This is a genomic window from Synechococcus sp. NB0720_010 (genome assembly GCF_023078835.1).
In the GTDB taxonomy this organism is placed as follows: Bacteria; Cyanobacteriota; Cyanobacteriia; order PCC-6307; family Cyanobiaceae; genus Vulcanococcus.
Window position 1 is genome coordinate 2357163 of the sequence record NZ_CP090898.1, and the last position, 21734, is coordinate 2378896.

Sequence of the window (21734 nt, forward strand, 5' to 3'; positions counted from 1 at the left end):
GAAGGGATGTGTGGAATTGGTGGGGTCTTCAGCACCAGGGCGGATCAGCCCGTTGACCCGCAGCTGTTGGTCAACATGGCTGCGATCCAGGAGCATCGCGGTCCCGATGGTTTTGGCTACCGCACGCTGGATGAAGCCGGCGTGGGCTTCTGTCATGCCCGCCTCTCGATCATTGATCTGAATGAGACCCGGGCCCGTCAACCCTTCCTGAGCGCAGAGGCGGGGGCCGGCGCCCGGGTCCTGATGGCCCACAACGGCGAGTTCTATGACTTTCAGCGGATCCGCGCCGATCTGACGGCCCGCGGTGTTCGCTTCAGCAGCAAGAGCGATTCCGAGATCCTGCTGCGTCTCTATCAACAGCAGGGTTTAGGGGCGACGCTGCCGCAATTGCGCGGTGAGTTCGCCTTCGCGATCTACGACGAGGCCGGCGATGTGTTGCACCTGGTCCGGGATCGCTTCGGGATCAAACCCCAGTACTGGACGATCACATCCCAGGGCTTGGTCTTTGGCTCGGAACTCAAGGTCCTGTTTGCCCATCCGGCGGTCGAGCGGCGTTTCACCTCCGAAGGGCTCTTCCACCAGTTGATGCAAACCATGGTCCCCGGGACCACGGCCTTCGCGGGCATCCATCAGGTGCCGCCTGGCCATGGCATCAGTGTTCGCCGGCGCAACGGCAACCTTGAGGTGGAGACCTGGAAGTACTGGGACATGGACTTCCCGCGTCAGGGCGAGCGGGACAGCAGTAAGAGTGAAGCCGACCACATCGAGGCGATCCGTGCCGCCCTGCTGGAAGCGGTGGAGTTGCGGATGGTCGCTGATGTCCCGGTGGGTTGCTACCTCTCCGGAGGCATTGATAGCTGCTCAATCCTGGGGCTGGCCGCTGCCGTCAGCCAGAGCCCGGTGAAGGCCTTCACCATTGGCTTTGACGACGCGCGCTACGACGAGTCGCCCATCGCCCAGGAGATGGCCGAGGCCACAGCCGCTGAGCAGGACGTCATGCGTCTCTCGGGCAAGGAGCTCTATGGCTGGATGGAGCGCACCCTCTGGCACACGGAGCGCACGATCTACAACACCCTGGCGGTGGCCAAGTTCTTGATGAGCCGCCACGTCAACAGCGTCAACTACAAGGTGGTGATGACCGGAGAGGGCTCCGATGAGCTCTTCGGTGGCTATCCCGCCTTCCGCCGCGACATGTTCCTGCACGGTCTGCAGGATCTGCCGGAGCCGGAGCGCAAAGCCTGGGAAGACCTGCTGCAGCAATCGAATGCCTTGGTGCAGGGGGCGATGTTGGCGGCTGATCAAGTGGATGACCCCGACCTCGATGCGGTCGTGGGCTTCACCCCCAGTTGCCTCCAGCCTTGGTTGGCCTGTGCGCCCTTGGTGCCGGACCTGCTCGCGGAGGCCCATCGCTCGGTCCTTTCGGACTATTCGCCGGGCCAGGCCATCGCCAAGACCCTGGATCCCGATCAGCTGGAGGGGCGCCACGCCCTCGATAAGGCCCAGTACGTCTGGATCAAGACGATGCTGGAGGGCCAGATCCTCACCTGGGGTGGTGACCGGGTGGACATGGCCAATTCCATGGAGGCGCGTCCGGCCTTCTTGGATCACCACCTGGCGGCAGCGGCGGTTCAGGTCCCACCTGAGCTGCGGATCAAGGGCAAGACCGAGAAGTACGTCCTGCGCGAGGCCATGGCGGGCCTTTTGCCGGAGGTGCTCTACAAGCGCGAAAAATTTGCCTTCATGGCTCCGCCGGCCCACACCGAGCCCGAGAAGTGGGAGCAGATGAAGCAGCTGGCCGATGACTACCTGAGTGATCAGGCGATCGAGGCGGCGGGACTCCTGAGCGTCGCGGGTGTTCGGGCCCTCTTCGCCCGCCATGACGACCCGGCCACGACCGATGCGGACCGCGTTCAGATGGACGCCATGATCAACCACCTGCTTGGCGTGCAGATGTTGCACCGGATGTTCATTGCCGCGGATGTGCCGGCCCAGGCCCGCGCCAAGGCCGATGCCCTCGGCTGGCACCCGGCCGCTGCGGCTTAAACGGTCGCAACGGTTACGCAGTACTTCGCCCTCCTGGCGGATGGTGGGGGGGCTTTTTTGAACGTGCAGGTCTGCGGTTGGTTCTCTCTGCCCCGGGCTCCCAAACCCTTGCGCCCACCGCTCAACTGAAGAGACCCTCGGTCAACGCCATGCGCCTCCTGGCCTCCTTGGAGGCCATGGCCGAAGTCGGTCTTCAGCCAGATGGTTCCATTTGCCGGCGCGGCTTCAGCGCCGAGGACCGTCAGGGCCGTGAACTGCTGAGTGAATGGCTGATCGACGCGGGGATGAGCCTGCGCATCGATGCCGCCGGCAATCTGATTGGTCGCCTGGAGGGCTCAGAGCCCAACCTCCCCGCGCTGGTGAGCGGCTCACATCTGGACACCGTTCCAACCGGTGGTCGCTACGACGGCACCCTCGGCGTCTTGGCTGGACTGGAACTGGTCCGCTGCCTGAAGGATGCCTCGCTTCAGCTGCGGCACCCCTTTGAGCTGATCGTCTTTGCCGATGAGGAGTCCACGATGGTGGGCTGCAAAGGGATGGCCGGAACGGCCAGCGGCGACCCCAGCGATTACACCACCAGTAACGGTGATCCGATTGAGCGGAACCTGGCTCGCCTGGGTGGGGATTGGGAGCGCCTGACCACTGCGGCCCGCAGCGATGACGCCATCGCTGCTTTTCTCGAGCTCCACGTGGAGCAGGGTGCTGTTCTGGAGCAACGCGGCGACAGCATTGGTGTCGTTCAAGGGGTGGTCGGCCAGCGCCGTTTCACGATCCGCGTTTGCGGGCAGGCCAACCACGCCGGTACGACGCCGATGGATCAGCGGCAGGATGCCCTGGTGGCCGCCGCGCAGGTCGTCTTGGCGGTTCAGACCATGGCCCTCGAGCACCCCGGTGATCCGGTGGCCACGGTCGGCAGATTTGAGGTCTGGCCGAATGCCGCCAACGTCGTTCCCGGGGAGGTTCAGTGCAGCGTCGATCTGCGCGATCTGGACCCCGAGGTCTTGGCCTCCCTGAGTGCGCAGCTCGAGGAACGCCTGGCGTCTATTGCTGAGGCCAGTGGTTGCAGCGTGACGATGGAGCCCCAGTTCTCTGTGGATCCGACCCCGGCTGCACCGCTGCTGATGGAGGCGATCGCCGCCTCGGCCTCAGCCTTGGGCTTCTCCCACAGCGCCCTTCCCAGTCGCGCCAGCCATGACGCCCAGGAATTGGGCCGCCGTTGGCCGATGGGCATGGTTTTTGTCCCCAGCCATCGGGGCCTGAGCCATTCCGCGGCCGAGTACACGAGCCTTGAGCAGTGTGTTGCCGGAACGTCTGTGTTGCTGGAGGCGTTTCTGCGCCTGGATGCCCAGCTCTCGGGATGACCTTTTCAATCCTGGCGCGGGATCCATCCAACGGGCGCTTTGGCGTGGCGGTTGCCACCTGTCACCTCGCCGTCGGATCAACGGTTCCCCATATCCGCTCTGGGGTTGGGGCCGTCGCGACCCAGGCCCACACGAACCCCTATCTGGGGATTTGCGGCCTCGAGCGCATGGAGCAGAACCGGGATGCGGAAACCGTCCTGGCCAGCCTTTTGCGGGATGACCCGCAGATGGAGCACCGTCAGCTGCACCTGATTGATGCCTGCGGCCGTACGGCGGGCTGGACGGGCTCTGAATGCGGTCCCTATGCCAGCCATCGCTGCCATCCGGATCTGGCGGTCGCGGGCAACTTTCTCGCTGGCGAGGCTGTCCTGCTGGCGATGGAGGAGGCCTTTCTGTTGAGTGATCCATCCTGGAAATTGGGGCGTCGCCTGCTGAGCGCCCTTCGCGCCGGTGAGGAGGCCGGCGGTGATCTGCGCTCCCCCCATGCGACATCGGCTGCCCTGCAGGTCAGCGGCGAGGCGGCTTTCCCGCTGTTGGATCTGCGGGTGGATTTTGAAGAGCGCGCTGTCGACTCCCTGATGGCGCTGTACGAGCGCAGTCAGCAACTCTGGGTGCAGCAATGGCGTGATTCCTTTGCTGAACTGCCCAATCCCGCAGGCACGGCCCTTAACCGAACGGTCACACCGCTTGTCGGGGACGATCCCTCGGCGGCTTAACCGAGCGAGCGGGACGTAACGCTGACTACGTCACCCCCCCATCGGATACGGCTCAATTGGACGAGCCATTCGTCGCCGCATGACGGGTTCGATCGAGATCCCCACGTCATCCACCACGCCTCAGGTCAAACTCCACTACTGGACCAATGGCGGAGCCCAGAGCGTTGTTGTCCCCCTCGATGAGGAGGTCCAGCGCCACCGCCTGTTGCTCTCCAACGGAGCAGTCCTGCTCAAGCGGGAACTGATGGCCGCCTAGGCAAAAAAAAAAGCCCCGCCAAAGGCAGGGCTTTTCGGGATTCGCTTCAAGGGTGTGACCTTGTTTCCACCTTTGAGGCGAATCCACTCCTCACACGCACCAACCGTCGCCAGAGGACTGGCACAGTGCCAGTTCTTTGTAACCAGTTGTTCAACCGCACAGGCTCTGGGACATTCGCTTCCCTAGAACGGCGCTTGGAAACATTCCATTCCAACCTCACACCACGGCAAGCCCCCTCGTCATGAGGGGGCTTTTTTGTGACTGGAGCTTGCCCACAAAAAACCCCGCCGAGGGCGGGGTCGGGGGGTGTGAGGAATGGTGCAACCCATGCAGGTAGACCATGCCGCCGGCATGAACCAGTGGAGCGCTGATGGCCGCTGTTCCACCTCGGCGGTACTTCTGCTTTAGCCAGGACCTGGGCGGTTGGCAGCGGGTGCTTCTGCTTAGTTGCTGACGATCAGGGTCTGGGCTGCACTGCGGCGGACCAGCTCGGCCAGGCTCAACATCTCGTCCCTGTGGATCAGGCCGATACAACCGCCGGTTCCGCTGTTCCAGTTGCGGCCGGCACTGGGGTCCAGGTGGATTCCTAAAACGCGGCGGCCCGTGCTGAAGAGGGGCTCGAGGCCGATCCAGACGGGGCCGAGCTCCCGCGGATACTCATGGCCCAATGGTTCGACTGCGCCGATCGAATAGGTCCCTGGCGGGAGGGGCGCCTGGCTACCCAGTTGGTGCCGGTTGGCGCCTTGGTATTCCGCCCGTCCGCTGACGGCTTCGAAATGCCGCACCGGTTGTCCAGGGATCTCGAGTTTCAGGTCCCAGATCGGATCCCCTGTGCGGGGGAGGCGGCGGTTGGTGCGCTCAAACGTCAGCCTTGGGGCCGGCGCTTTCGGCTCGGCAATCGCCAGCTCTTGGGCCGCGGCGGATGGTGCCAGGGTTGCGGCGAGAACGCAGCCACCCAGCAGCTGACCAAGCTTGCGACCCATGGGACTCCCGCGTGAGATCGGGGTGTCCTAGGGGGATTTCTTTTTCTCTCTTCAGAGAAAAACCAGTTGTGCAGTCGGCTCAGCGGCTGTCAGGGCTGACATTGCCTCCTGTGGTGGTCAGGGTGACTTCAGGCGATTGCTGTTCTGAGGCTGCCGATGGAGAGGGAACTGAGCCAGGTGCTCACGCAGTGCCATCACCTCACCAGGCCCTATCGAATCGACAGCGGGGATGGATTCCGGCTGAATCAGATCGATCCTGGCGACACCCTGGATCTGCCCTCCGACAAGAAGGCGGCCCGCGAGGCACTCGAGCAGGGCGTTCAGATGCTCTCGGAGCTGCAGCAGCGTCTTTATGCCCAGAACAAGTGGGCGGTGCTGCTGATCTTTCAAGCGATGGACGCCGCGGGCAAGGACGGAACGATCAAACATGTGATGAGTGGGGTGAATCCCCAGGGCTGCCAGGTGACGTCCTTTAAGGCCCCCTCTGCGCTGGACCTCGATCACGATTACCTCTGGCGCGCCAATCAAGCCCTGCCGGAGCGCGGGCGCATCGGGATTTTTAACCGCAGTTACTACGAAGAGACCCTGGTGGTGCGGGTCCATCCGGAGCTGTTGGCCAAGCAGTCCTTGCCGCCTGATTTGGTCGGGCCAAAGCTCTGGAAACAGCGTTTCGAGGACATTCGCCACTACGAGCGCTATCTGAGCCGTAACGGGGTGGTGGTCCTGAAGTTCTTCTTGCACCTCTCCAAAGAGGAGCAAAAGCGCCGTTTCCTGCAGCGTTTGGAGCGTCCCGAGAAGAACTGGAAGTTTTCAGCGGCCGATATCCGCGAGAGGGGGTTCTGGGAGGACTACAGCCAGGCCTATGAGGAGATGATTCGCGAGACCGCCACAGCCCATGCGCCGTGGTTTGTCGTGCCGGCTGATCACAAGTGGTTCACCCGCTTGGTGGTCGCGGCGGCGGTGATTGAGCGTTTGGATGGCCTGGATCTGCGCTATCCCGAGGTCAGCCAGGAGGCAAAGCAGGCCCTGGCCCAGGCGCGCGAGCAGTTGCTGGCTGAGTGATGCGGTAGCGATCCGCTGACAGAGCCGCTGCTGCGTGAGGGAAGTCGGTGACGATAGGTCCCATCGCCATCCAGGGCTGAACCGTGACGCAAAGCAACTCCAACGCCAAGAGCAGCAACCAGCGTCCCTTCGCCTGGATCCGCGACCTGATTCCCTCGGGGATCAAAGAAAAGATTAAGGAGACGGTTCCTGGGATCGCTCCGCCTTCCAGCGACTCCATCGAGGTTGTCGAGGGTGTCCAGGACGCTTCCACCCACGTGGTGTTTCTACCCCGTGATCCCCAATGGGCCTACTGCTTCTGGTCCATCAGCGCGGCGGATCGCAAGAGCGCCCAGAAGGCCGGTGCGACCCAGCTCTGCATTCGTCTAGCGGACGTGACGGGCCTAGGCGGCGAGCAGTCCCATCCCCATACCCTGCAGGAGCTGGTGGTGGATGGCAACGCCAGTGAATGGTTCTTGCCCGTGCCCCTCGATGGCCGCGACTACCGGGTCGAGTTGGGCTATCGCCTGCGCTCCGGTGGTTGGTATTCCCTGGCCTTCTCGGCCGTGGCTCACGTCCCAGGCATGGAGCCCTCCCAGCGCATTGCCGATGCCTTTGTTCCCTTCTCCCTGGAGGTTGGCCCGAGCGCTGCTCCTCAAGCGCTGACCACCCCCAGCTTTACTGCGGGCGTGCAGCACGAGCAGCACTACCAGCGGGCGACCCTTCCCACCCGTAGCCGCCGCGTCGGCTCCGAGGTGCTGCACGAATACGACCTGGCGGGCCCTGGTCCCCTGAATGATTCCGGGGTGGGTGTCTGGGCCAGTGGCCGCACCGAGTCCGGTGCTGGCGCAGCCCGTCAGCGCTCCTTCTGGTTGGTGGCTGATGCCGAGCTGATCGTCTACGGCGCCACGGATCCTGCCGCCAGCCTGTTCATCGGTGACGAGCAGATTCAGCTGGAGCGCGATGGCAGCTTCCGCATTCACGTCCCCTTCCGTGATGGTGAGCAGCTCTACCCGGTTCGCGCGATTGCCGCTGATGGTGAGCAGGAGCGCTCCATTGCGATGGAGTTTGAGCGCCGCACCCCCCACGCTCGGGTCAACACCGCCGAAGAGGCCCAGACCGAGTGGTTCTAACGGCTGGTTTTCGACAGGTCTCGGAAACCCCCGCTTTCCGTTGCGGCGGTGCTAAAAAAATCCAGTTCTGATCGTTCCGGAATGGACTACCTCGTGCTTGCCTCCGCTGTCGCTCCCCGAGGCGTTCCCGTGATCCTGCCGGCCCTCGGCGGTGCAGGTTTGATTGCCCTGCTGGTCTTCTTCCTGTCTCAGGCTTCCGCCAAGAGCTGAGACCGTTCATCGAAGCCGCCGCGCCTAGTCCTGGGCGGCGGCTTTTTTGTGTTCGGCTTCGGCTGGATCGGGCTGCGTGAAGGTCAAGACGCAGTAGTAGCGCGTATTGCCGTAGCCGATCTCCACGTCGTTGCAGTTGCTGCTGGTCACCCTGGCCCCCTTGGGCAGTTGTGACATGGCCTCCTGCCAGGCCTGTTGGCGGCTAAGGGGTGATTGCGAGGAGACGGATCCTTCCGCAGCCAGGCCCTGCATTGAGAATCCAAGCAGTGCGGCGGTGCCGATGGCCAAGCTGCTCTGGCGCCAACCGTTCATTGGGGTTCAGCGGCTCTCTCCAGACATAGCTACGGACGGCTCCAGTCCGTTGATCCAGCGCCGACCGGCGGGGACCAAGGAGCGCTCGACTTCCCGCCAGGGAAATCCCCCCTGCTTGCAGTCGAGGTCCTCCCCCATGCCGTAGCCCAGGCCGTCATGGACCTCCTCGAGGGCCTGCGGGAAGCTCAGCTGCTTGATCGAGGCGTAGACCCGCGCAATCGCGTTGACCTCTCCGGGGGTGCTGCTGCCGTTGGCATAACGCTCACGTAGCGCTTGTGCAGAGTGCATGGGCTGGGCCTTCCCCTCTGCCCTCAAGGCTGGCAGCGGATTGCTGGGCTAGCTCGGATTGAGGGCCTGACATTCGAAAAACGTTTCCTTCAGGCTGCTGTGATCGCGATCCAGCGATCCCGTCCCTTGCATGGCCATGCTTAGCCGCGATTCCAGTCCGAGCAGCGCGGTGTAGCAGCGCAGTTGGTTGGCATCATCGGCGCGGTTTTTCAGTTGATGGGAGGTTCCCATCGCTGCGCTGCAGTCCGCCCGCGAACCTCCGTTGAAGCAGCGCATGGCCGCCTGTTGCAGGCTGAGCAGGGACTGGGCCTGGGCCGCTGGCGCGGCCAGCAGCGCGAAGAGCAGGAGCCAGCGGCGGTTCAACGGGGCATCGGCCGATGAGCGCAACACTAAGAAGCCGGCCCCGATTGGAGCCGGCTTCGGACGTCTTGCGTTGTGATCGCGCTAGTGCGTGTGCGGAGCCTCCTCGCTGTGGTCGTGCTGCCAGCGGGTCAGGGTCGCTGGGGAGAACTTGTGTCCATGCTTGCGGGCAACAGAAACCACGCAGCTGTTGTTCTCGCCGCACTTGTCGAGCTCGCGCTGCATGCTTGTGTTGCCCTTGGCTTTACGCATGAACAGTTCAAGTTGATGTCTTGACATGGCGTATTCCATGGAAAGATCCACCTACCGTTAGCGGTAGATCTGCTGCGATTGGCCTGAGTTCAGCTTCTCTCCCTGTTGAAGATTGTCTGTGTTTGTTCTCTCTATTCAGAGAAAAAGATCGGGTCTTGGCTCGCTCGGTAGGGTCATCGGCATGAACGTTGCATCCCCTCTGGCCCGTCTTCTGGGCGCTTCTGCGGCTGCCGTTGCCGTCTTGGCTGCTCGAGTCTTCGCGGCGGAGCCTGATCCCTATGCCCAGTTCATGGGGCACTACGAACGGGTCTTGAAGGCTCAGAATTCGGGCGATCTCTATCGCCTCTGCCGCTCCATGCAGGCGATGGATGGCCTGTTGATTGAGCACTTCGCCGTGTTTGAGCAGCGCGATCCCGGTACGGACTGGATGGAGGTGCGGGCTTCCTACAAGCCTGTCCTCGACGACCAGTGCGGCCAGGTCAGTGTTCCCCAGAAGAGCCCGCCGAAGGGGGATGCTCCTGCTGCCAAGCCCCAGAGCTAAGGCTCAGTCGTCGCTCTGCAGGAAGCGCGGAGCGAAGCGCCAGGCCAACACAAGGCTCGCGAGGCCGTAGGCCACAAAGGTGGTCGCTTGGCCGAAGCTGCCCGTGCCGTAAAGCTCACGCTCCAGCAGGACGTAATCCATCACGGACGCCACTGTCCCCCAGAGGATCACCCAAACCGAGACATAGGCAATGCCCTTGAGCGTGCGTTCCATGCTCACCACATCCACTCGTCAGGGGAGGGGATACCGCTTTCGCGGCGCACCCGAGCGATGCGTTCGCTGGCGCGCTGCTGTTCTTCGCTGCGGCTGAGCCAGGGCCGAATCCGATTGGCCGCCTTGCTGGCATCCAGGGCGGAGGGCAGTCGGGTCAGCTTGTAGTTCGCCCCGTTATGGGTGGTGGTCTCCGTCATCGCGCTATCGGTTCAGCCAAAGCTTGATCGCAACCGTGGCGGCGGCCGCCGCCAAGATCCAATAGAGCCAGGTCAGGTTCAGCACCGTCGCCAGCACCAGGCCGATCACAAAGAAGACCAGAAATCGGCCGAGGGTCATTTCTGCTTCGCTTGATAAATCGACCCTAACGCACTGCGGCGGTTGCTCTTTCAGTGAAAGAAGCGGCCAAAAAAGAAGTGGAACTCTCCATGCCCAACGCGTTTTGTTGTGCAGCCTTGGCGGAGAGTTGATGCAGGCGTGATGTCCCAACCGGTGTTGGTGGTGGGTGCGGGGCCAGTAGGTCTCACCCTGGCGCTCGCCCTGCGTCAGCAGGACATCGCCGTTCGGGTGGTGGAACGGGAGCCGAAACCCTCCGAGCGCTCCAAGGCCCTGGTGATCTGGCCGCGGACCCTGGAGTTATTGGATCTCCAGGGCTGCGTTGAGCCCTTCTTGAAGGCTGGGATTCAGGGCCATGGAGCCCGGATCCAGGCTGGTCAACGCCTGCTGGCGGCGCTCTCCTTTTCCAAGGTGCAGAGCGCCTTCCCCTACGCCTTGATGATTCCCCAGAACCGCACTGAGGCGGTTTTGACCCAGTTGCTGGCGGAGCGGGGTGTCTTGGTGGAGCGCCAGCTGGAACTCAGCGGGTTCGCCGCCTCCGATGACGGTGTGACGGCCGAACTCAGCCGAGCCGATGGCAGCACGGAAACGATGGAGTGCAGTTACCTGCTGGGCTGCGACGGTGCCCACAGCCTTGTGCGCCATCAGCTGGGTCTGGCCTACAGCGGCGAAACCCTGGAATCGAATTGGGTTCTGGCGGACGTCAAGCTCGACGGCCCCGCAGCCTCCGATCAGGTGGCCGTGGTCTGGAATCCCGAGGGGATCCTGGCCCTGTTCCCGATCGTCGGAGATCGCTTCCGCATCATTGGCGATGTCTCGGGGACGGAGGCGGCCGATCCGAGCCTGGAGCAGGTTCAGAGCCTGGTGGAGCAGCGCTTGGGATCAGGCTTCCGCGCCCATGATCCGATCTGGCTCAGTCATTTCCGGATCAACGAGCGCAAGGTTGATCGCTACAGCGTCGGTCGGGTCTTCTTGGCGGGGGATGCGGCCCATATCCACAGCCCAGCTGGGGGCCAGGGCATGAACACCGGGATGCAGGATGCCTTCAACTTGGCTTGGAAACTGGCCCTAGTGCTGCAGGGCAAGGCGGGGCCACAGCTGCTGGAGACCTATTCCCCGGAACGCAGCGGGATTGGCGATCGGGTGCTGCGCAATGCCGGTGTGTTGACGCGGGTGGCTCTGCTGCGGCAGCCCCTGCTGCGTCGGCTGCGGAATCTGGCGTTCACGAATTTGGGCCGCAGTCGTCGCGTTCAAGGTCGCCTGGTGGCCCAGCTCTGCGAGACCGATCTGCACTACCGCGGCAGCGCCCTGGCTCCGGTTCTGGCTCGCTCAGGAGGCGGACTGCGCCCCGGTGAGCGCACGCCGGATCTGCCCTGCCAGGGCCCCAGTGGCCAGACGCGACTGCACGCCCTGCTGCGCTCCGGTCGCTTTGTGTTGCTGTCTGTTGGTGCGCCGCTGCCGCCGGCCGGCTCTGCCCTGGCGAGCGACTGGTTGGTTCCGGCTAGTGCGGAACCCCAGGAGGGCTACATGGCTGGCCAGACCTATCTGATCAGGCCGGATGCCTACCTCTGCAGCAGCAGCCCCAGTGCCGATCAGGAGCGCCTTGTGGCCCTGTGGGATCAGTGGCGCTGAGCTGGTTTTCGACGAGTTGCATCGAAGAGTGGAAGATTTGATTAAGTCCGAAGAACGGATATTCAGGTTTGATCAGTTTTGGGTTGATCAGCAAAAAACACCATGTTCTGGCCTTTCCGGACTAGCTCCTCCATCGGTGTCGATCTGGGGACGGCGAACACCCTGATGTACGTATCAGGCAAAGGAATCGTCCTCGACGAGCCCTCAGTTGTCGCTCTTGATTTAGAACGCGGCATCCCACTGGAGGTGGGAGAAGGCGCGAAACGCATGATCGGTAAAACACCTAAAGCGATCCAGGCGATTCGTCCCCTGCGCGATGGCGTGATTGCTGATTACGCCGCCGCCGAGCTCATGATCCAAACCTTCATGCGCCGCGGCAATGCCGGTAAGTCCACCGCCCCTCGCATGGTGGTTGGCATCCCCAGCAGCATCACCGACGTGGAGCGCCGGGCTGTCCGTGAAGCCGGCATCACCGGCTCAAAAGAGGTCTATCTGATCGATGAGACCGTGGCCGCCGCCATCGGCGCTGGCCTGCCGATCACCGAGCCCGTCGGCAGCATGATCGTTGACATCGGTGGTGGCACAACCGACGTCGCCGTCTTGAGCCTCGGCTCTCCCGTGGAGAGTGAGTCCATTCGGATTGCCGGTGATGAAATCACCGAGAGCATTGCCGACTATCTGAAAAAGACCTATGGCCTGGTGATCGGTGAAGCCACCGCTGAGAAGGTCAAGATCAGCATCGGCTCGGCCCATTCCAATGCCCGCAACGATGATCGCCACATGGAGGTGAGCGGCTTCAACAACCGCACCGGACTGCCCGAGAGCATCACCGTCACCGCCGGTGAAATTCGCGAGGCGATCCAACAGCCCCTGGGCGCCATCGTTGACACGATTAAGCGCGTCCTGGAGAACACCCCCCCAGAGCTCGCCGCTGACGTTCACGCCCGCGGAATCGTGCTCGCCGGTGGCGGTGCCTTGATCCCGGGGATCAGTGACTTGATTACTGAATCCACGGGCATCTTCACCATCGTTGCCGATGATCCGCTCCACTGTGTGGTGAACGGTTGCGGTCAGGTTGTGGACGACTGGCAGAACCTCAAGCGCTGCACCAGCGCTGACGCCTAGGTCCGCTCTCCGGCCTTAAAACACTGGCCCCCGGGATCACCCGGGGGCTTTTTTGTGTCCTAGCTGGCCTGGGTGAGGGCCAGGAGTGCCAGCACCTTGTCCTCCAGTTGGTTGATTCGTCTCCACTGCGCGGTGCCCATCGTGCTGGGGGCCAGTTCAGCGCGCAGGTCCTCCAATAGGCCCAGGGTCTCTCGGGCGGTGTTCTGGAGTGACGCCGTCTTGATCTTCATCAAGGATCCGCAGTCGAGCCCATCAAACAAGCCCCTTCGTTGGCGTCAAGGGCTGTTCTCTTCATGCCAATAGAGCAGGGAGTTGGCTCGGTGCAAACCAGTGACGTTCTGGCAGAGGCCTGAGGCCCAGCAGACCCGGTAGTCGCCATCACGCAGGGCTTCGATGCTGGAGCCCTTGGGGGTGATCACCAGCACCCGTTCTGGATTGATTGAGCAATGTTCCATCGCCTCCTCGTCTGCCGATCAGTCATGGCTCAGCTGCCTGGGGATTGGCAAGCCTGGGCTAGGCCTGAATTTTTCGCCTGCGCGAGGTATTTAGACAGTGTTAGGGCTGGTTCATGGACCAGATCCAACGACCAGAATTCGAGACTGTCCTCACGACGCTGCACCAGAGTTTCTCCGGTGATCGGGGTGTGGGACGGGCCTTTTGGGAGAAGGGGCTGATCGAGCGTGTGGAGTCCCATGCGCTCACGCCCCATCGCCTCAAGGAGGCCTGCGGATTGGTGCGCTCCTACGAATGGGCCGAGCACTACGTGCTGGAGGCCCCTGATCTCCATGAGGCCTGGAGCCGTTCTTTGGAGGTGCTGACCGCCACCAACAATCTGCTGGCCTGGGCCTCGGAATTGGGGTTGATCTATTCGCGCTCCACCAGTGCGGATTGATGCTCCTCGGGGCTAGAGCGTCGAGCGCCACTCGTTGAGCAGCTGGTAGCGCCACTCCGGCCTGATCAGCTCGCTGCGGAAGACCGCGAACTGGTGTTGTGGGTAGTCCGCTTCGGCGAGCGACTTGGCCTGCTGCCGGTTCTCTGCGACCACGTGGAAGCGGCCATAGTCAGCCGGCCCGGAGTGAAAGACCTCAAAAATGTGATTCATCGCGTCCATGGCCTCTGCCTCCGGCCTAGCAACGCGATGCCCTTGTCGTCAGCGCCTCAGCTCAGATACCAGCGCACCAGCGCCAAGACCTGGCCGGCTGGCCCAAAGCCCGTGAGCCATTCGCCAACGAGCGCTGCGGCAAAGCCGACCATGGCGACCCGGCCGTTGAGTTGCTCGACGGCCTTCAGAGCGGAGACGTCCCAGGGTCTCTGGGAGGTCATGCTCTTACCGAAGGACTCGACCGGTTCGTAGCGGAACTCCTGTTTGTTCATCGCGAGCGCCTGGGCCGGATCAGAAACAGAAGGGAAGGTACTGGGTGTGGCAGGCGGCGTAGCCGTCAATCAGGGGACCCAGGCCGATCTGGTGGGCGATGCCCTGGCCGGTGAGGCCCTCGGTGATGATCCCGATCACGATGCCGAGCATCGCCATCCGACCGTTGAAGCGCTCGACCTGCTTGAGCTGCTGCGCGTGAATCAGCTCTTCAGCGCGGTTCTGGCACCACTGATCTGTGACTTGGTTGTTGTTCATGACTGTTGGGGTTCGGATTTGAGTAGGGATGCGGCGATCCAGCCGGCGAAGAGAAGAACTGCGGTCAGGGCCATCGTTTATTTGCGGGTGGGGCCCAGGTCGCTGGGGCGAGAGAGCACATACACCACCCCTGCGGTCAGGAGCGCACCCACGACAACCATCGCTGTGATGGCCATCCCGTAATCGGCTTCCATGGTGGTGTTGCGAAACGTAAAGCGAATGTAACTCTCTGTAACGTGCTTTGGCAAGTCATCTGTGCCGGCTCGACAGTCCCGTCAGTGGCGGCGGCTCCCTTGTTCCGTTTCCTGTTCAACCTGCTCTGGTTTGTCCTGGGCGGACTGGTCATGGGCCTGGGCTGGTGGTTCGCAGGCCTGCTCTGTGCCATCAGCGTTGTCGGCCTGCCCTGGGCTCGCTCCTGCTTCGTGATCGGCAACTTCTCCTTTTGGCCTTTCGGTCAGGAGGCCATTTCGCGCCAGACCCTCACGGGTCGCCGCGATTGGGGTACGGGTCCCCTGGGGACCATGGGGAACGTGATTTGGTTTCTCGTGGCCGGTTGGTGGCTGGCGATCGGTCACCTGGCCTCAGCCCTGGCCTGCTTCCTCACGGTTGTGGGAATTCCCTTTGGCCTGCAGCACATCAAGTTGGCGCTGATCGCCTTGGCTCCCGTCGGCATGACGGTCGTTCCGAAGCGTTGAGCTGGGCTCATCCAGAAGCGAGGCCTTGAGCAGTCCGGCGATGCCCCAGATCAGTTCCAGTGGATCGGTGAGCAGCGGCACAACGGCAGGCCTGGTCCCCTTCCCTAGCGACGCGGCTGGATCAGCGGATCGGGACGCAGGATTCTGTTCAGCTTTTGCGCAGGTGTGTGTTGTGGGCCGTCGCTCTGGCTAGGACGAGGGTCCACCTCCCACTTGCCATGCTTCGGCGCTACCAGGTCTGGAGTTGCAGTTCCTCCACTCCGGGTGCGCGCTCAGTGCAGGCGGAGAACCGTGAGCAGGCCATTGCCCTGGCGCGGCGCTTTCATCCGACGGGCCCCCTGGTGGCCATCGACGCGGAGTTGATGGAGCTAGCGCACCCGATCACTGGTGAAGGCGGCCACCATCCAGGCCAGCAGGCTGAGCACCGCGGCACCAAAGGCGAGGAAGGCCAATAGGACGTGTTCCATCGCTCCCTTCTAGGACGCTTGCCTGTGAATCGCTGCTCGTGGCTAACGCCCCTGGCCCTCGTGTGTCTCTGCGGCGCCCTTGTGCCAGAGGCCTGGGCCCATGACGACCATGGAGCCGCTGCCCTCGGAGTCGAGGTCAGGGAACTCGCGAACTCCAGCAAGGAGTGGGATGGCCGGATCCTTCCGCCCTATCCATCCGGTCAGCCCCAGGTCAAGGTCCTGCGGATCACGATCCCTGCGGGGGTTCGTCTTCCCCTGCATTGGCATCCGGTGATCAATGCCGCGGTGATTCTCAAGGGCGCCCTCTCCCTGGAGTTGGCGGATGGCTCCAGGCGGACCTTTGGTGAGGGCGAGGCCTTGGTGGAGGTGGTCAATACCGTCCACACCGGACAGGCCCTGGGCGATGACCCCGTGGAGCTGGTCGTCTTCTATGCGGGAGTGCAGGGTTCCCCTACGACGGTCCTGACCACAACGGCCCAGCCCCCGCGTTAGCGCCGGAGTGGCTGGCGGCCTGATGCCACATCAGCAAGGTCGCGAATTCGCGGTTCGCCCGTTCGCTATCGCTGGCGCACTGCTGGCGCAGCCAGGCGCAGCGAGCCAGGTGCGCGAGGTCGGAGGCCGGGAGGCTGATGGGGATGCCCTGCGAACCTGCTCAGCCTGCCAGGTCTGACGGGGCGAGGCGTCGTCGTCTGGCGTTTTGACCAGGCAGGATGCAGCAGTTGCGCTGAAGCCGGTGAAAGAGATCAGTTTTTGGGAATGGCTTCTGCGCCTCTCCGGCAAGGTCGCGGCCGTCTCCGGTGTGATCGGCCTGTTGGTCTGGCTCACCTGGGTGATGCTCGACGTGAAGAACATGCAGTCGGGCTTCACCCTTCCCACCTAAGAGGGTGCTGACGGCGCAGGGTGTCTTCCTCCGCGTGCGCCTTGGCGCTCCGCCAGCTCCTTGATCGTGGCCTTGCTCGTCAGAAGGGCAGCGTGTTGATTGCTACAGCGGACCTTTAAAAAAGCTGAGGCTTGCGCCTAGGACCAGCGGCTGGGGTCCCGGTTGATGGGTAGCCGCCCCAAGGGAGAGGTCGGCAGGAGGTCGGCGCTGATGGTGCAGCAGATCGCATCCATCGGCACGCAAAAGCTGCTGCCGTCTTGATCAAAGGGCCCCTCGACGTAGGCGCCGATTCGCTCAGCGGTGATGAAGCCCAGAAAGAGCACCGCGCCGGTCCAGGCGGAGTCGCGGCTGGCAAAGCTGGCGAAGAGGGCGTAGCCATAGAGCCAGCAGATCAGGCGAATGAAGACGTCGTAGGTCGGCGGTAGCGGGGTGTTGCGAATGCGCTGCAGACCTCCCAGGGAATTGATGAAGGCGGTGCTGCAGCGCAGCAGGGCATCGCGTCCCCAGTCGTTGATGGCGCCTTGGCTGTAGAGCGATCCGATGAGCTGCGCCCTGTGCTGCAGGCTGCCCTGCAGGCTGATGTCCGCGGAGAGTCCCAGGCTGCGGCTGAGGGCATCCACCAGGGTGCGGGCATCGCTGCGCCAGATCCCACGCAGCTCAAAATTCAGCACCCAGCACTGCAGCACCTGCAGGGCCACCAGTTGCTGCTGTTGCTGGCGGAAGGCTTCCTGGCTGCCGATCAGGGTCTGCAGGGTGTCGCGCCATTGCCGCGCTTCGTTGGTGATCGATCCCCAGAGCACTCGGGCCTCCCACCAACGGTTGATCGCCTGGGTGTTGCGAAAGCCCACGAAGATCGAGACCGCGATCCCCAGCATGGAGAGGCCCGAGCCATCAATGATCGAGAGGTCCCGGACCTGGGGATCGGCCTTGATGGCCAGGGCTAACCCGCAGAGCATCAGCATCAGCAGCAGGTCCAGGCGCATCCGCAGCAGCAGTTCCCACAGCACCCAGGGGATGTTGCGGCGAGCCATCTTGGGCGGCTGACTCACGGGGACTCGGAGGGCTGCTTCGATCATCATTCCCCTCCCCTCCAGCGTCGACCATGGCCGATTGGACGCCCACCCCTGAGCAGCGCGATGGCGTGATCGCACGCACGTTGGAGTTCTTCCGCGATGAATGCGATGAGCTGCAGCAGGAGCTGGGTTGTCCGGAGGCTTTCATCGCTGAGTTGCTCACGGCCTTGGCCCAGACCTACGTCCGCTGAACTGCCCCCATCTGGGGGTAGGCCGCCCGGTGGATGCTCCCTGAGAGTGATTCCATCAAGAAGCGGGAGGTCGCGATGGCAGCCCTTAAGAACGGTGGAGCGGCCGGTGACTGTCTGGGGTCCACCTGCATGAAGTGGACCGCCAGCGGTGAGCTCTCGGAGTTGGACCTCCATCGGGTGATGGAGCGCTTGGCCCGCGTGGACGCCAACGTCGTCGAGGTCGACACCAAAGCCCAGGCAAGCTAGAACGCCTGTACTAGTTCGCTTGGGGTGGCTGATGCCCGCTTTTCTCTCGGTGCGTCTTGGTGATGTGGTGCTGGTGGAGCCCCCTGAGCAGGACTGGTGGGTCGGTCAGGTGATTCACCGCGAAGGCGGGGCCAGGGACAATGGCAATAGCTTTTTTCAGATCGCCTGCGTGGACACGGGGGTGATCCGAACGGTGAATCCCAACAGCGTCACTGGCGTTGTGAAGCCTTCTTCCCCCAGCGCATGCTCAGCGGCTTGATCCTGGTCCCGGTCCTGTTTGCCTTTTTTGGCTTGTCGGAGGACGACACCGAACAGTTGTTCGGCAAGTCAGGTGAGACACCGCCGCCAGCCCATGAACGCTGTCTCAAGGCCCGTGATTACAAGGGCTGCATGGAGTATCAGCGGCGCCAGGCCGACGACTAACCGTCCCCTTAGCTGGCGAGATGGGTGGCGAAATCGATCGCGATCCAGGCGGCGCTCAGGGCAATCAGCAGGGGCAGTACACCTTTGACGGTCTCAAGGACCTCCTGGCGCAGCTGGTCTTGCTGCTCGGGGGAGCGGGTCATTGCGGCCTGGGCGAGTGAACTTCTCCAGAGCTAAAAGTTCAAGGCTGCAATGGCATGAGCGCATTCACCTAGGCGAAGGCAAACCAGTCCAGGCGTTGGGCTTGGCCATCGGCCTGGATCTCGAGGAGCTCAAGGCCTTTGACGGTTCCGTCCTGCCGGTACCAGGGGTCTTGGCAGAGGCTGCTGAAGGCCTGACGGGCGGCTTCGAGGGATGGGAAGTCACCAACCGGGGTGCTGCCCCAGGCGTCGTGGGTCTTGATCCGGTAGGGCATGGATGGCGGCCATCGCTGCGCACCAGTGTCCGGCACCTGCTTCAACAACAAACCCCCCAGCGTTCGGCGGGAGCGCTGGAGGGTTGTTGTTGGGGGCCTCAAGGGGGGCGGCCCCCGTTCGGATAGCGGGTTGGTACTCGACCGCTTCCACAACCGTTATGGCTTCGTGCCTGAGCCTTGGTCCATAGGCACATTCACGGGTTCTAGAAGATGCCGAGGGTCTTCTTCTTGCAGTAGCCCGCTCCGATGTTCATCCAGCCGGAGCGGCAGGGTTGCCCGTTGGTGGGAGCGACCTCGTAGTAGATGGGTGAGACGCAATGGCTCCCTAAATCGTTGACATAGCCGAGCGGACACTGATCCTGGCCTGCGGCCTTGGGGATTCGCTTCTGGGCCCAGCTGGGGCTTGGGGCGGCGAGGGTCAGCAGCAGCAGTCCGCTGCCGCTCAGGCTGAGGATGGTGCGCGTCAAGGGCCCAGTTCCACTGGAGTCAAGCTAGGAAGCCTGTCCCGATTCGGCTGCAAGCTGATGGGCGCGGGCGTTGAGCAGGGCCTCCTGACGGTTGAGGCAAAGCTCGACGCCGATGAAACGGGTGATGGCGAGCCGCCTGAGCCGTTCTCGGTAGCGCTCCTGGGGAACGGCGATGATCACCCGTCGTCCCTGGCGCGTGGCGTCGCGGCAGACCGCATCAATGGCCAGGGAGGCCGTGACACCCAGGTGGGAAACCGCTGTTAGATCCAAGATCAAGGTGGCGTAGGCGGAGCTCTCCTGGAGGAGTTGGGTCAGATAGCGGCTCGCCCCAAAACTCAGTGGTCCGGCAAGGCTTAACAGCGCCAGCTCACTCCCGGCCTCCCGTAGCAGGACTTGCTCCTCGGCGTTGAGCCTGACGGGGGACGGCTCGTCAGTGTCTCCATCGCCGCCGGTAATCCGTCGGCTGGCTTTTTGGAGGGCATCGGCCTGGTCCTTGATGGTGATCACATTGGCGAGGGAAACCCCAATGACGACGGCGGTGACCAGGTCCCAAAAGACCGTGAGCAAGAGAACGAGCCACATCAGGCCCGTGGCTTTCCAGGACAGGCGAGGGGCGCGCTTGAGGAAGCTCCAGTCGACGATCTCCAGGCCGACATGCAGCAGGATTCCCCCGAGGACGGCCAGGGGAATCTCAGAGGCGAAGGAGCCGGCCCCCAGGGTGACGATCAGTAGGGCGAGTGAGTGCACCATCCCTGAGAGGGGAGTGCGTCCGCCCGCTTGAACGTTGGTGACGGTGCGCATCGTGGCGCCCGCTCCAGGCAGACCCCCGACCAGGGCGGCAGCCATGTTGCCGATCCCCTGGCCAATGAGTTCACGGTCCGAGCGGTGCTGGGTGCGGGTGATGTTGTCGGCCACCAAGGAGGTCAGCAGCGAGTCGATCGAGCCCAGGACGGCGAGGGTGATGGCATAACCCCCCAACAGGCGGAGGTCGTCGAAGCGAAGCTGCGGCCAGCGCAGGGTCGGAAGCCCCTGGGGGATGGCGCCCAAGCGGGGGATGGAGCCCTCGGGCAGCAGGGTGCTGAGCGCTGAGATCAGCACCAAGGCCACCAGCGGTGCTGGAAGCCAGCGGTTCCAGCGCCGGGGGTAGGAGCGGATCAGGGCAAAGGTCAGGGCGCCGATCAGCAGGGCCAGGCCGTTGAGGTTGGGCAGCTGAGCGGGCAGGGCCGCCAGGATCTGGGGGATGGTGCCTTTGAGGCTGAGGCCCAGCAGGATCGGCAGCTGCAGCACCACGACGATCACGCCGATCCCCGACATAAAGCCGGAGATCACCGAGTAGGGCATCTGAACGATGTACTGCCCCAGGCGGAAGACCCCGAAGAGCACCTGCAGGGCGCCAGCCAACAGGGCCACGGTGAAGGCCACGGCCAGCCCCGCCTCTGCTCCATAGCGACCGATCAGCGCCGTGATCACCGCCGCCATGATCACGGTCATCGGACCGGTGGGCCCGGAGACCTGGGAGGGCGTGCCCCCGAGGGGGGCGGCGATGAAGCCCAGAACGATGGCGCCCCAGAGGCCGGCGATCGCCCCGGCTCCGGAGGTCAGCCCAAAGGCCATGGCCAGTGGCAGGGCCACCACGGCAGTCGTAATGCCGCCGGTGAGGTCCCCGCGCCAGTTCTTCAGCCAGGGTTGGCTCCAGGTGCGACTAAGTCGCCAGATCTTCGCCTCGGGGGGCTCGCGGAATGGAGAGCGCATGCTGCCGCCGTCAGCTCTCCCCAGGATGCCGGCGATGGCAAGGCTCGGGGGTGGGGGCCAGGATCAGCAAAGAGAGGCCCCCGAGTTGGAGCGCGGTCGCGGGGCGATCGTCTCCTGCACTGTTATGACGCCGCAGCATCGACTCCCGTCATGAGTGCAAATGCTCAGTCACGACGAAATTCAGTCGCCAGTGCTGGAGGGCTGCGGCGGCATGGGACGTTTGCGAATCGTCAGCGGACGATTGCCGAATTGCCGTCTGGCCAAGTTGAAGGCATGACCTTCGCTAAAGGCAATGAGGTGGAGTTCTGAATCCCCATCGGGGAAATGAACCGTGAGATCAAAACAGGGCAAAACAGGCGCCGATCAGCCACATCTCCATGTCGTAGCCATGCTGCGCGCTGCCGTCAGCTACAGCGCTTCACTCAGGCACTTCGCTGTCCTTGTGATGGCGGGGTTGATAGCCCTGGGCTTCTGCTAAAAAGCGCAGCCAGACCTGGCTTTTGCGATCAGGCATCCCCGCTGCACCGATCAGGCCCAGGGGGCCAAAGAGAAGGCCTGCCCAAAACCAACGGGCCCATCGACGCGCCTTGGCGCGCGCGATCGAAGCCGAGATGAAGCCACAGGGGAGGCAGACCATCAACAGGCCAATGACGTAGCCCATCGCCGCACGCAGGTACTGCTCTTCTCTTAGCAAGC

General features: G+C 63.3%; 38 protein-coding genes. 19 read left to right on the top strand and 19 right to left on the bottom strand.

Annotated elements, in window-relative coordinates:
* The first annotated feature begins 6 nt into the window (after window positions 1-6).
* The 4 genes from asnB (at window position 7) to LY254_RS12545 (ending at window position 4376) form a co-directional block, all read left to right on the top strand.
* Window positions 7-2043 (top strand): asparagine synthase (glutamine-hydrolyzing), encoded by a 2037-nt coding sequence (gene asnB, locus LY254_RS12530; RefSeq protein WP_247477602.1) that lies wholly within the window; start codon window positions 7-9, stop codon window positions 2041-2043.
* Window positions 2044-2192: 149 nt separating this feature from the next.
* On the top strand, window positions 2193-3404 hold the full coding sequence (locus LY254_RS12535; protein WP_247477605.1) for a Zn-dependent hydrolase: 1212 nt from the start codon (window positions 2193-2195) through the stop codon (window positions 3402-3404).
* A complete protein-coding gene (locus LY254_RS12540; protein WP_247477606.1) occupies window positions 3401-4120 on the top strand; it encodes a DUF1028 domain-containing protein in 720 nt (239 codons plus the stop codon). Before LY254_RS12535 ends, LY254_RS12540 begins: the two co-directional genes overlap by 4 nt.
* 79 nt (window positions 4121-4199) lie before the next feature.
* Window positions 4200-4376 (top strand): hypothetical protein, encoded by a 177-nt coding sequence (locus LY254_RS12545; RefSeq protein WP_010316036.1) that lies wholly within the window; start codon window positions 4200-4202, stop codon window positions 4374-4376.
* Window positions 4377-4819: 443 nt separating this feature from the next.
* Here the strand turns inward: LY254_RS12545 and LY254_RS12550 are convergent, their stop codons facing one another.
* Window positions 4820-5359, bottom strand: coding sequence for a L,D-transpeptidase (locus LY254_RS12550; RefSeq protein ID WP_247477607.1), 540 nt, complete (start codon window positions 5357-5359; stop codon window positions 4820-4822).
* A 156-nt stretch (window positions 5360-5515) separates the two neighbouring features.
* Between LY254_RS12550 and LY254_RS12555 the strand changes: the two genes are divergently transcribed.
* From LY254_RS12555 to LY254_RS12990, 3 genes are all read left to right on the top strand, one after another.
* A complete protein-coding gene (locus tag LY254_RS12555) occupies window positions 5516-6421 on the top strand; it encodes a polyphosphate kinase 2 family protein (RefSeq protein ID WP_247477608.1) in 906 nt (301 codons plus the stop codon).
* An 83-nt stretch (window positions 6422-6504) separates the two neighbouring features.
* Window positions 6505-7533: a DUF4912 domain-containing protein gene (locus tag LY254_RS12560; RefSeq protein ID WP_247477609.1), complete on the top strand. Its 1029-nt coding sequence runs from the start codon at window positions 6505-6507 to the stop codon at window positions 7531-7533.
* Window positions 7534-7614: 81 nt separating this feature from the next.
* Entirely contained in the window at window positions 7615-7743 is a 129-nt protein-coding gene (locus LY254_RS12990) for a hypothetical protein (protein ID WP_010316044.1), read from the top strand.
* Between the two features lie 24 nt (window positions 7744-7767).
* Here LY254_RS12990 and LY254_RS12565 read toward each other — a convergent pair whose 3' ends face one another.
* The 4 genes from LY254_RS12565 to LY254_RS12580 are packed head-to-tail and all read right to left on the bottom strand — an operon-like array spanning window position 7768 to window position 9006.
* The gene (locus LY254_RS12565) at window positions 7768-8055 is read right to left on the bottom strand and encodes a hypothetical protein (protein WP_247477610.1); all 288 of its coding nucleotides are present in this window, start codon (window positions 8053-8055) and stop codon (window positions 7768-7770) included.
* 6 nt (window positions 8056-8061) lie between these two features.
* The gene (locus LY254_RS12570) at window positions 8062-8343 is read right to left on the bottom strand and encodes a hypothetical protein (RefSeq protein WP_247477611.1); all 282 of its coding nucleotides are present in this window, start codon (window positions 8341-8343) and stop codon (window positions 8062-8064) included.
* Between the two features lie 48 nt (window positions 8344-8391).
* A complete protein-coding gene (locus LY254_RS12575; RefSeq protein WP_247477612.1) occupies window positions 8392-8733 on the bottom strand; it encodes a hypothetical protein in 342 nt (113 codons plus the stop codon).
* Window positions 8734-8787: 54 nt separating this feature from the next.
* Window positions 8788-9006, bottom strand: a complete 219-nt coding sequence (locus tag LY254_RS12580) for a Nif11 family protein (RefSeq protein WP_371820471.1) — start codon at window positions 9004-9006, stop codon at window positions 8788-8790.
* Window positions 9007-9136: 130 nt separating this feature from the next.
* Here LY254_RS12580 and LY254_RS12585 point away from each other — a divergent pair, with 130 nt between their 5' ends.
* Window positions 9137-9496, top strand: coding sequence for a hypothetical protein (locus tag LY254_RS12585; protein WP_247477613.1), 360 nt, complete (start codon window positions 9137-9139; stop codon window positions 9494-9496).
* Window positions 9497-9499: 3 nt separating this feature from the next.
* Here LY254_RS12585 and LY254_RS12590 read toward each other — a convergent pair whose 3' ends face one another.
* Genes LY254_RS12590 through LY254_RS12995 form a run of 3 tightly spaced genes read right to left on the bottom strand, consistent with a single transcriptional unit; the run spans window position 9500 to window position 10045 of the window.
* Entirely contained in the window at window positions 9500-9709 is a 210-nt protein-coding gene (locus LY254_RS12590; RefSeq protein WP_029626211.1) for a hypothetical protein, read from the bottom strand.
* 2 nt (window positions 9710-9711) lie between these two features.
* A complete protein-coding gene (locus LY254_RS12595; RefSeq protein ID WP_010316058.1) occupies window positions 9712-9906 on the bottom strand; it encodes a hypothetical protein in 195 nt (64 codons plus the stop codon).
* Between the two features lie 4 nt (window positions 9907-9910).
* On the bottom strand, window positions 9911-10045 hold the full coding sequence (locus LY254_RS12995) for a hypothetical protein (RefSeq protein WP_010316060.1): 135 nt from the start codon (window positions 10043-10045) through the stop codon (window positions 9911-9913).
* 141 nt (window positions 10046-10186) lie between these two features.
* On the opposite strand from LY254_RS12995, the gene LY254_RS12600 reads away from it, so the two are divergent.
* Window positions 10187-11674 carry an FAD-dependent monooxygenase gene (locus LY254_RS12600; RefSeq protein WP_247477614.1) on the top strand — a complete coding sequence of 496 codons (1488 nt, stop codon included), beginning with the start codon at window positions 10187-10189 and terminating at the stop codon, window positions 11672-11674.
* Window positions 11675-11776: 102 nt separating this feature from the next.
* Entirely contained in the window at window positions 11777-12799 is a 1023-nt protein-coding gene (locus LY254_RS12605) for a rod shape-determining protein (protein ID WP_247477615.1), read from the top strand.
* Between the two features lie 59 nt (window positions 12800-12858).
* Here the strand turns inward: LY254_RS12605 and LY254_RS12610 are convergent, their stop codons facing one another.
* Together LY254_RS12610 and LY254_RS12615 are read right to left on the bottom strand one after the other, a co-directional pair.
* Entirely contained in the window at window positions 12859-13029 is a 171-nt protein-coding gene (locus LY254_RS12610; protein ID WP_247477617.1) for a hypothetical protein, read from the bottom strand.
* Window positions 13030-13074: 45 nt separating this feature from the next.
* Complete coding sequence (locus LY254_RS12615; RefSeq protein WP_247477619.1) at window positions 13075-13254, bottom strand: hypothetical protein; 180 nt, start codon at window positions 13252-13254, stop codon at window positions 13075-13077.
* A gap of 113 nt (window positions 13255-13367) precedes the next feature.
* Between LY254_RS12615 and LY254_RS12620 the strand changes: the two genes are divergently transcribed.
* Window positions 13368-13691, top strand: coding sequence for a hypothetical protein (locus LY254_RS12620; protein ID WP_010316070.1), 324 nt, complete (start codon window positions 13368-13370; stop codon window positions 13689-13691).
* 12 nt (window positions 13692-13703) lie between these two features.
* On the opposite strand, the gene LY254_RS12625 is transcribed toward LY254_RS12620, so the two are convergent.
* The 3 genes from LY254_RS12625 to LY254_RS12635 are packed head-to-tail and all read right to left on the bottom strand — an operon-like array spanning window position 13704 to window position 14429.
* Entirely contained in the window at window positions 13704-13901 is a 198-nt protein-coding gene (locus LY254_RS12625) for a hypothetical protein (RefSeq protein ID WP_156797860.1), read from the bottom strand.
* Window positions 13902-13957: 56 nt separating this feature from the next.
* Window positions 13958-14173: a chlorophyll a/b-binding protein gene (locus LY254_RS12630; RefSeq protein WP_010316074.1), complete on the bottom strand. Its 216-nt coding sequence runs from the start codon at window positions 14171-14173 to the stop codon at window positions 13958-13960.
* 19 nt (window positions 14174-14192) lie between these two features.
* Window positions 14193-14429, bottom strand: coding sequence for a chlorophyll a/b-binding protein (locus LY254_RS12635; protein ID WP_010316075.1), 237 nt, complete (start codon window positions 14427-14429; stop codon window positions 14193-14195).
* A gap of 293 nt (window positions 14430-14722) precedes the next feature.
* On the opposite strand from LY254_RS12635, the gene LY254_RS12640 reads away from it, so the two are divergent.
* The 4 genes from LY254_RS12640 to LY254_RS12655 all read left to right on the top strand — a co-directional run bounded on the left by LY254_RS12640 (window position 14723) and on the right by LY254_RS12655 (window position 16471).
* Window positions 14723-15124 carry a YccF domain-containing protein gene (locus LY254_RS12640; RefSeq protein WP_010316079.1) on the top strand — a complete coding sequence of 134 codons (402 nt, stop codon included), beginning with the start codon at window positions 14723-14725 and terminating at the stop codon, window positions 15122-15124.
* Window positions 15125-15342: 218 nt separating this feature from the next.
* Complete coding sequence (locus LY254_RS12645; protein WP_247477620.1) at window positions 15343-15579, top strand: hypothetical protein; 237 nt, start codon at window positions 15343-15345, stop codon at window positions 15577-15579.
* A gap of 93 nt (window positions 15580-15672) precedes the next feature.
* The gene (locus tag LY254_RS12650) at window positions 15673-16083 is read left to right on the top strand and encodes a cupin domain-containing protein (RefSeq protein ID WP_247477621.1); all 411 of its coding nucleotides are present in this window, start codon (window positions 15673-15675) and stop codon (window positions 16081-16083) included.
* 241 nt (window positions 16084-16324) lie between these two features.
* Entirely contained in the window at window positions 16325-16471 is a 147-nt protein-coding gene (locus tag LY254_RS12655) for a hypothetical protein (RefSeq protein WP_198001916.1), read from the top strand.
* A 137-nt stretch (window positions 16472-16608) separates the two neighbouring features.
* Here LY254_RS12655 and LY254_RS12660 read toward each other — a convergent pair whose 3' ends face one another.
* On the bottom strand, window positions 16609-17520 hold the full coding sequence (locus LY254_RS12660; RefSeq protein ID WP_247477622.1) for a bestrophin family ion channel: 912 nt from the start codon (window positions 17518-17520) through the stop codon (window positions 16609-16611).
* Between the two features lie 53 nt (window positions 17521-17573).
* Here LY254_RS12660 and LY254_RS12665 point away from each other — a divergent pair, with 53 nt between their 5' ends.
* The 4 genes from LY254_RS12665 to LY254_RS12680 are packed head-to-tail and all read left to right on the top strand — an operon-like array spanning window position 17574 to window position 18404.
* On the top strand, window positions 17574-17735 hold the full coding sequence (locus tag LY254_RS12665) for a hypothetical protein (protein ID WP_010316090.1): 162 nt from the start codon (window positions 17574-17576) through the stop codon (window positions 17733-17735).
* A 33-nt stretch (window positions 17736-17768) separates the two neighbouring features.
* Window positions 17769-17981, top strand: a complete 213-nt coding sequence (locus tag LY254_RS12670) for a hypothetical protein (protein ID WP_247477623.1) — start codon at window positions 17769-17771, stop codon at window positions 17979-17981.
* A gap of 31 nt (window positions 17982-18012) precedes the next feature.
* Window positions 18013-18240 (top strand): DUF3104 domain-containing protein, encoded by a 228-nt coding sequence (locus tag LY254_RS12675; protein WP_043705725.1) that lies wholly within the window; start codon window positions 18013-18015, stop codon window positions 18238-18240.
* Entirely contained in the window at window positions 18225-18404 is a 180-nt protein-coding gene (locus tag LY254_RS12680) for a hypothetical protein (RefSeq protein WP_247477624.1), read from the top strand. The genes LY254_RS12675 and LY254_RS12680 overlap by 16 nt, the downstream gene beginning before the upstream one ends.
* A gap of 8 nt (window positions 18405-18412) precedes the next feature.
* Here LY254_RS12680 and LY254_RS13000 read toward each other — a convergent pair whose 3' ends face one another.
* The 5 genes from LY254_RS13000 to LY254_RS12700 all read right to left on the bottom strand — a co-directional run bounded on the left by LY254_RS13000 (window position 18413) and on the right by LY254_RS12700 (window position 21732).
* The gene (locus tag LY254_RS13000) at window positions 18413-18547 is read right to left on the bottom strand and encodes a hypothetical protein (protein WP_010316098.1); all 135 of its coding nucleotides are present in this window, start codon (window positions 18545-18547) and stop codon (window positions 18413-18415) included.
* Between the two features lie 68 nt (window positions 18548-18615).
* Complete coding sequence (locus LY254_RS12685; RefSeq protein WP_247477625.1) at window positions 18616-18855, bottom strand: hypothetical protein; 240 nt, start codon at window positions 18853-18855, stop codon at window positions 18616-18618.
* Between the two features lie 167 nt (window positions 18856-19022).
* Entirely contained in the window at window positions 19023-19265 is a 243-nt protein-coding gene (locus LY254_RS12690) for a hypothetical protein (protein WP_371820542.1), read from the bottom strand.
* 45 nt (window positions 19266-19310) lie between these two features.
* Window positions 19311-21038: a SulP family inorganic anion transporter gene (locus LY254_RS12695; protein WP_247477627.1), complete on the bottom strand. Its 1728-nt coding sequence runs from the start codon at window positions 21036-21038 to the stop codon at window positions 19311-19313.
* Window positions 21039-21456: 418 nt separating this feature from the next.
* Entirely contained in the window at window positions 21457-21732 is a 276-nt protein-coding gene (locus tag LY254_RS12700) for a hypothetical protein (RefSeq protein WP_247477629.1), read from the bottom strand.
* Between the last annotated feature and the right edge of the window lie 2 nt (window positions 21733-21734).

Coding starts and splice junctions, on each gene's coding strand:
- asnB (WP_247477602.1), top strand. CDS start 7: ATGTGTGGAATTGGTGGGGTCTTCAGCACCAGGGCGGATCAGCCCGTT.
- LY254_RS12535 (WP_247477605.1), top strand. CDS start 2,193: ATGCGCCTCCTGGCCTCCTTGGAGGCCATGGCCGAAGTCGGTCTTCAG.
- LY254_RS12540 (WP_247477606.1), top strand. CDS start 3,401: ATGACCTTTTCAATCCTGGCGCGGGATCCATCCAACGGGCGCTTTGGC.
- LY254_RS12545 (WP_010316036.1), top strand. CDS start 4,200: ATGACGGGTTCGATCGAGATCCCCACGTCATCCACCACGCCTCAGGTC.
- LY254_RS12550 (WP_247477607.1), bottom strand. CDS start 5,359: ATGGGTCGCAAGCTTGGTCAGCTGCTGGGTGGCTGCGTTCTCGCCGCA.
- LY254_RS12555 (WP_247477608.1), top strand. CDS start 5,516: ATGGAGAGGGAACTGAGCCAGGTGCTCACGCAGTGCCATCACCTCACC.
- LY254_RS12990 (WP_010316044.1), top strand. CDS start 7,615: ATGGACTACCTCGTGCTTGCCTCCGCTGTCGCTCCCCGAGGCGTTCCC.
- LY254_RS12565 (WP_247477610.1), bottom strand. CDS start 8,055: ATGAACGGTTGGCGCCAGAGCAGCTTGGCCATCGGCACCGCCGCACTG.
- LY254_RS12570 (WP_247477611.1), bottom strand. CDS start 8,343: ATGCACTCTGCACAAGCGCTACGTGAGCGTTATGCCAACGGCAGCAGC.
- LY254_RS12585 (WP_247477613.1), top strand. CDS start 9,137: ATGAACGTTGCATCCCCTCTGGCCCGTCTTCTGGGCGCTTCTGCGGCT.
- LY254_RS12590 (WP_029626211.1), bottom strand. CDS start 9,709: ATGGAACGCACGCTCAAGGGCATTGCCTATGTCTCGGTTTGGGTGATC.
- LY254_RS12595 (WP_010316058.1), bottom strand. CDS start 9,906: ATGACGGAGACCACCACCCATAACGGGGCGAACTACAAGCTGACCCGA.
- LY254_RS12995 (WP_010316060.1), bottom strand. CDS start 10,045: ATGACCCTCGGCCGATTTCTGGTCTTCTTTGTGATCGGCCTGGTGCTG.
- LY254_RS12600 (WP_247477614.1), top strand. CDS start 10,187: ATGTCCCAACCGGTGTTGGTGGTGGGTGCGGGGCCAGTAGGTCTCACC.
- LY254_RS12605 (WP_247477615.1), top strand. CDS start 11,777: ATGTTCTGGCCTTTCCGGACTAGCTCCTCCATCGGTGTCGATCTGGGG.
- LY254_RS12610 (WP_247477617.1), bottom strand. CDS start 13,029: ATGAAGATCAAGACGGCGTCACTCCAGAACACCGCCCGAGAGACCCTG.
- LY254_RS12615 (WP_247477619.1), bottom strand. CDS start 13,254: ATGGAACATTGCTCAATCAATCCAGAACGGGTGCTGGTGATCACCCCC.
- LY254_RS12620 (WP_010316070.1), top strand. CDS start 13,368: ATGGACCAGATCCAACGACCAGAATTCGAGACTGTCCTCACGACGCTG.
- LY254_RS12625 (WP_156797860.1), bottom strand. CDS start 13,901: ATGAATCACATTTTTGAGGTCTTTCACTCCGGGCCGGCTGACTATGGC.
- LY254_RS12630 (WP_010316074.1), bottom strand. CDS start 14,173: ATGAACAAACAGGAGTTCCGCTACGAACCGGTCGAGTCCTTCGGTAAG.
- LY254_RS12635 (WP_010316075.1), bottom strand. CDS start 14,429: ATGAACAACAACCAAGTCACAGATCAGTGGTGCCAGAACCGCGCTGAA.
- LY254_RS12645 (WP_247477620.1), top strand. CDS start 15,343: ATGCTTCGGCGCTACCAGGTCTGGAGTTGCAGTTCCTCCACTCCGGGT.
- LY254_RS12665 (WP_010316090.1), top strand. CDS start 17,574: ATGGCCGATTGGACGCCCACCCCTGAGCAGCGCGATGGCGTGATCGCA.
- LY254_RS12670 (WP_247477623.1), top strand. CDS start 17,769: ATGCTCCCTGAGAGTGATTCCATCAAGAAGCGGGAGGTCGCGATGGCA.
- LY254_RS12675 (WP_043705725.1), top strand. CDS start 18,013: ATGCCCGCTTTTCTCTCGGTGCGTCTTGGTGATGTGGTGCTGGTGGAG.
- LY254_RS12680 (WP_247477624.1), top strand. CDS start 18,225: ATGCTCAGCGGCTTGATCCTGGTCCCGGTCCTGTTTGCCTTTTTTGGC.
- LY254_RS13000 (WP_010316098.1), bottom strand. CDS start 18,547: ATGACCCGCTCCCCCGAGCAGCAAGACCAGCTGCGCCAGGAGGTCCTT.
- LY254_RS12695 (WP_247477627.1), bottom strand. CDS start 21,038: ATGCGCTCTCCATTCCGCGAGCCCCCCGAGGCGAAGATCTGGCGACTT.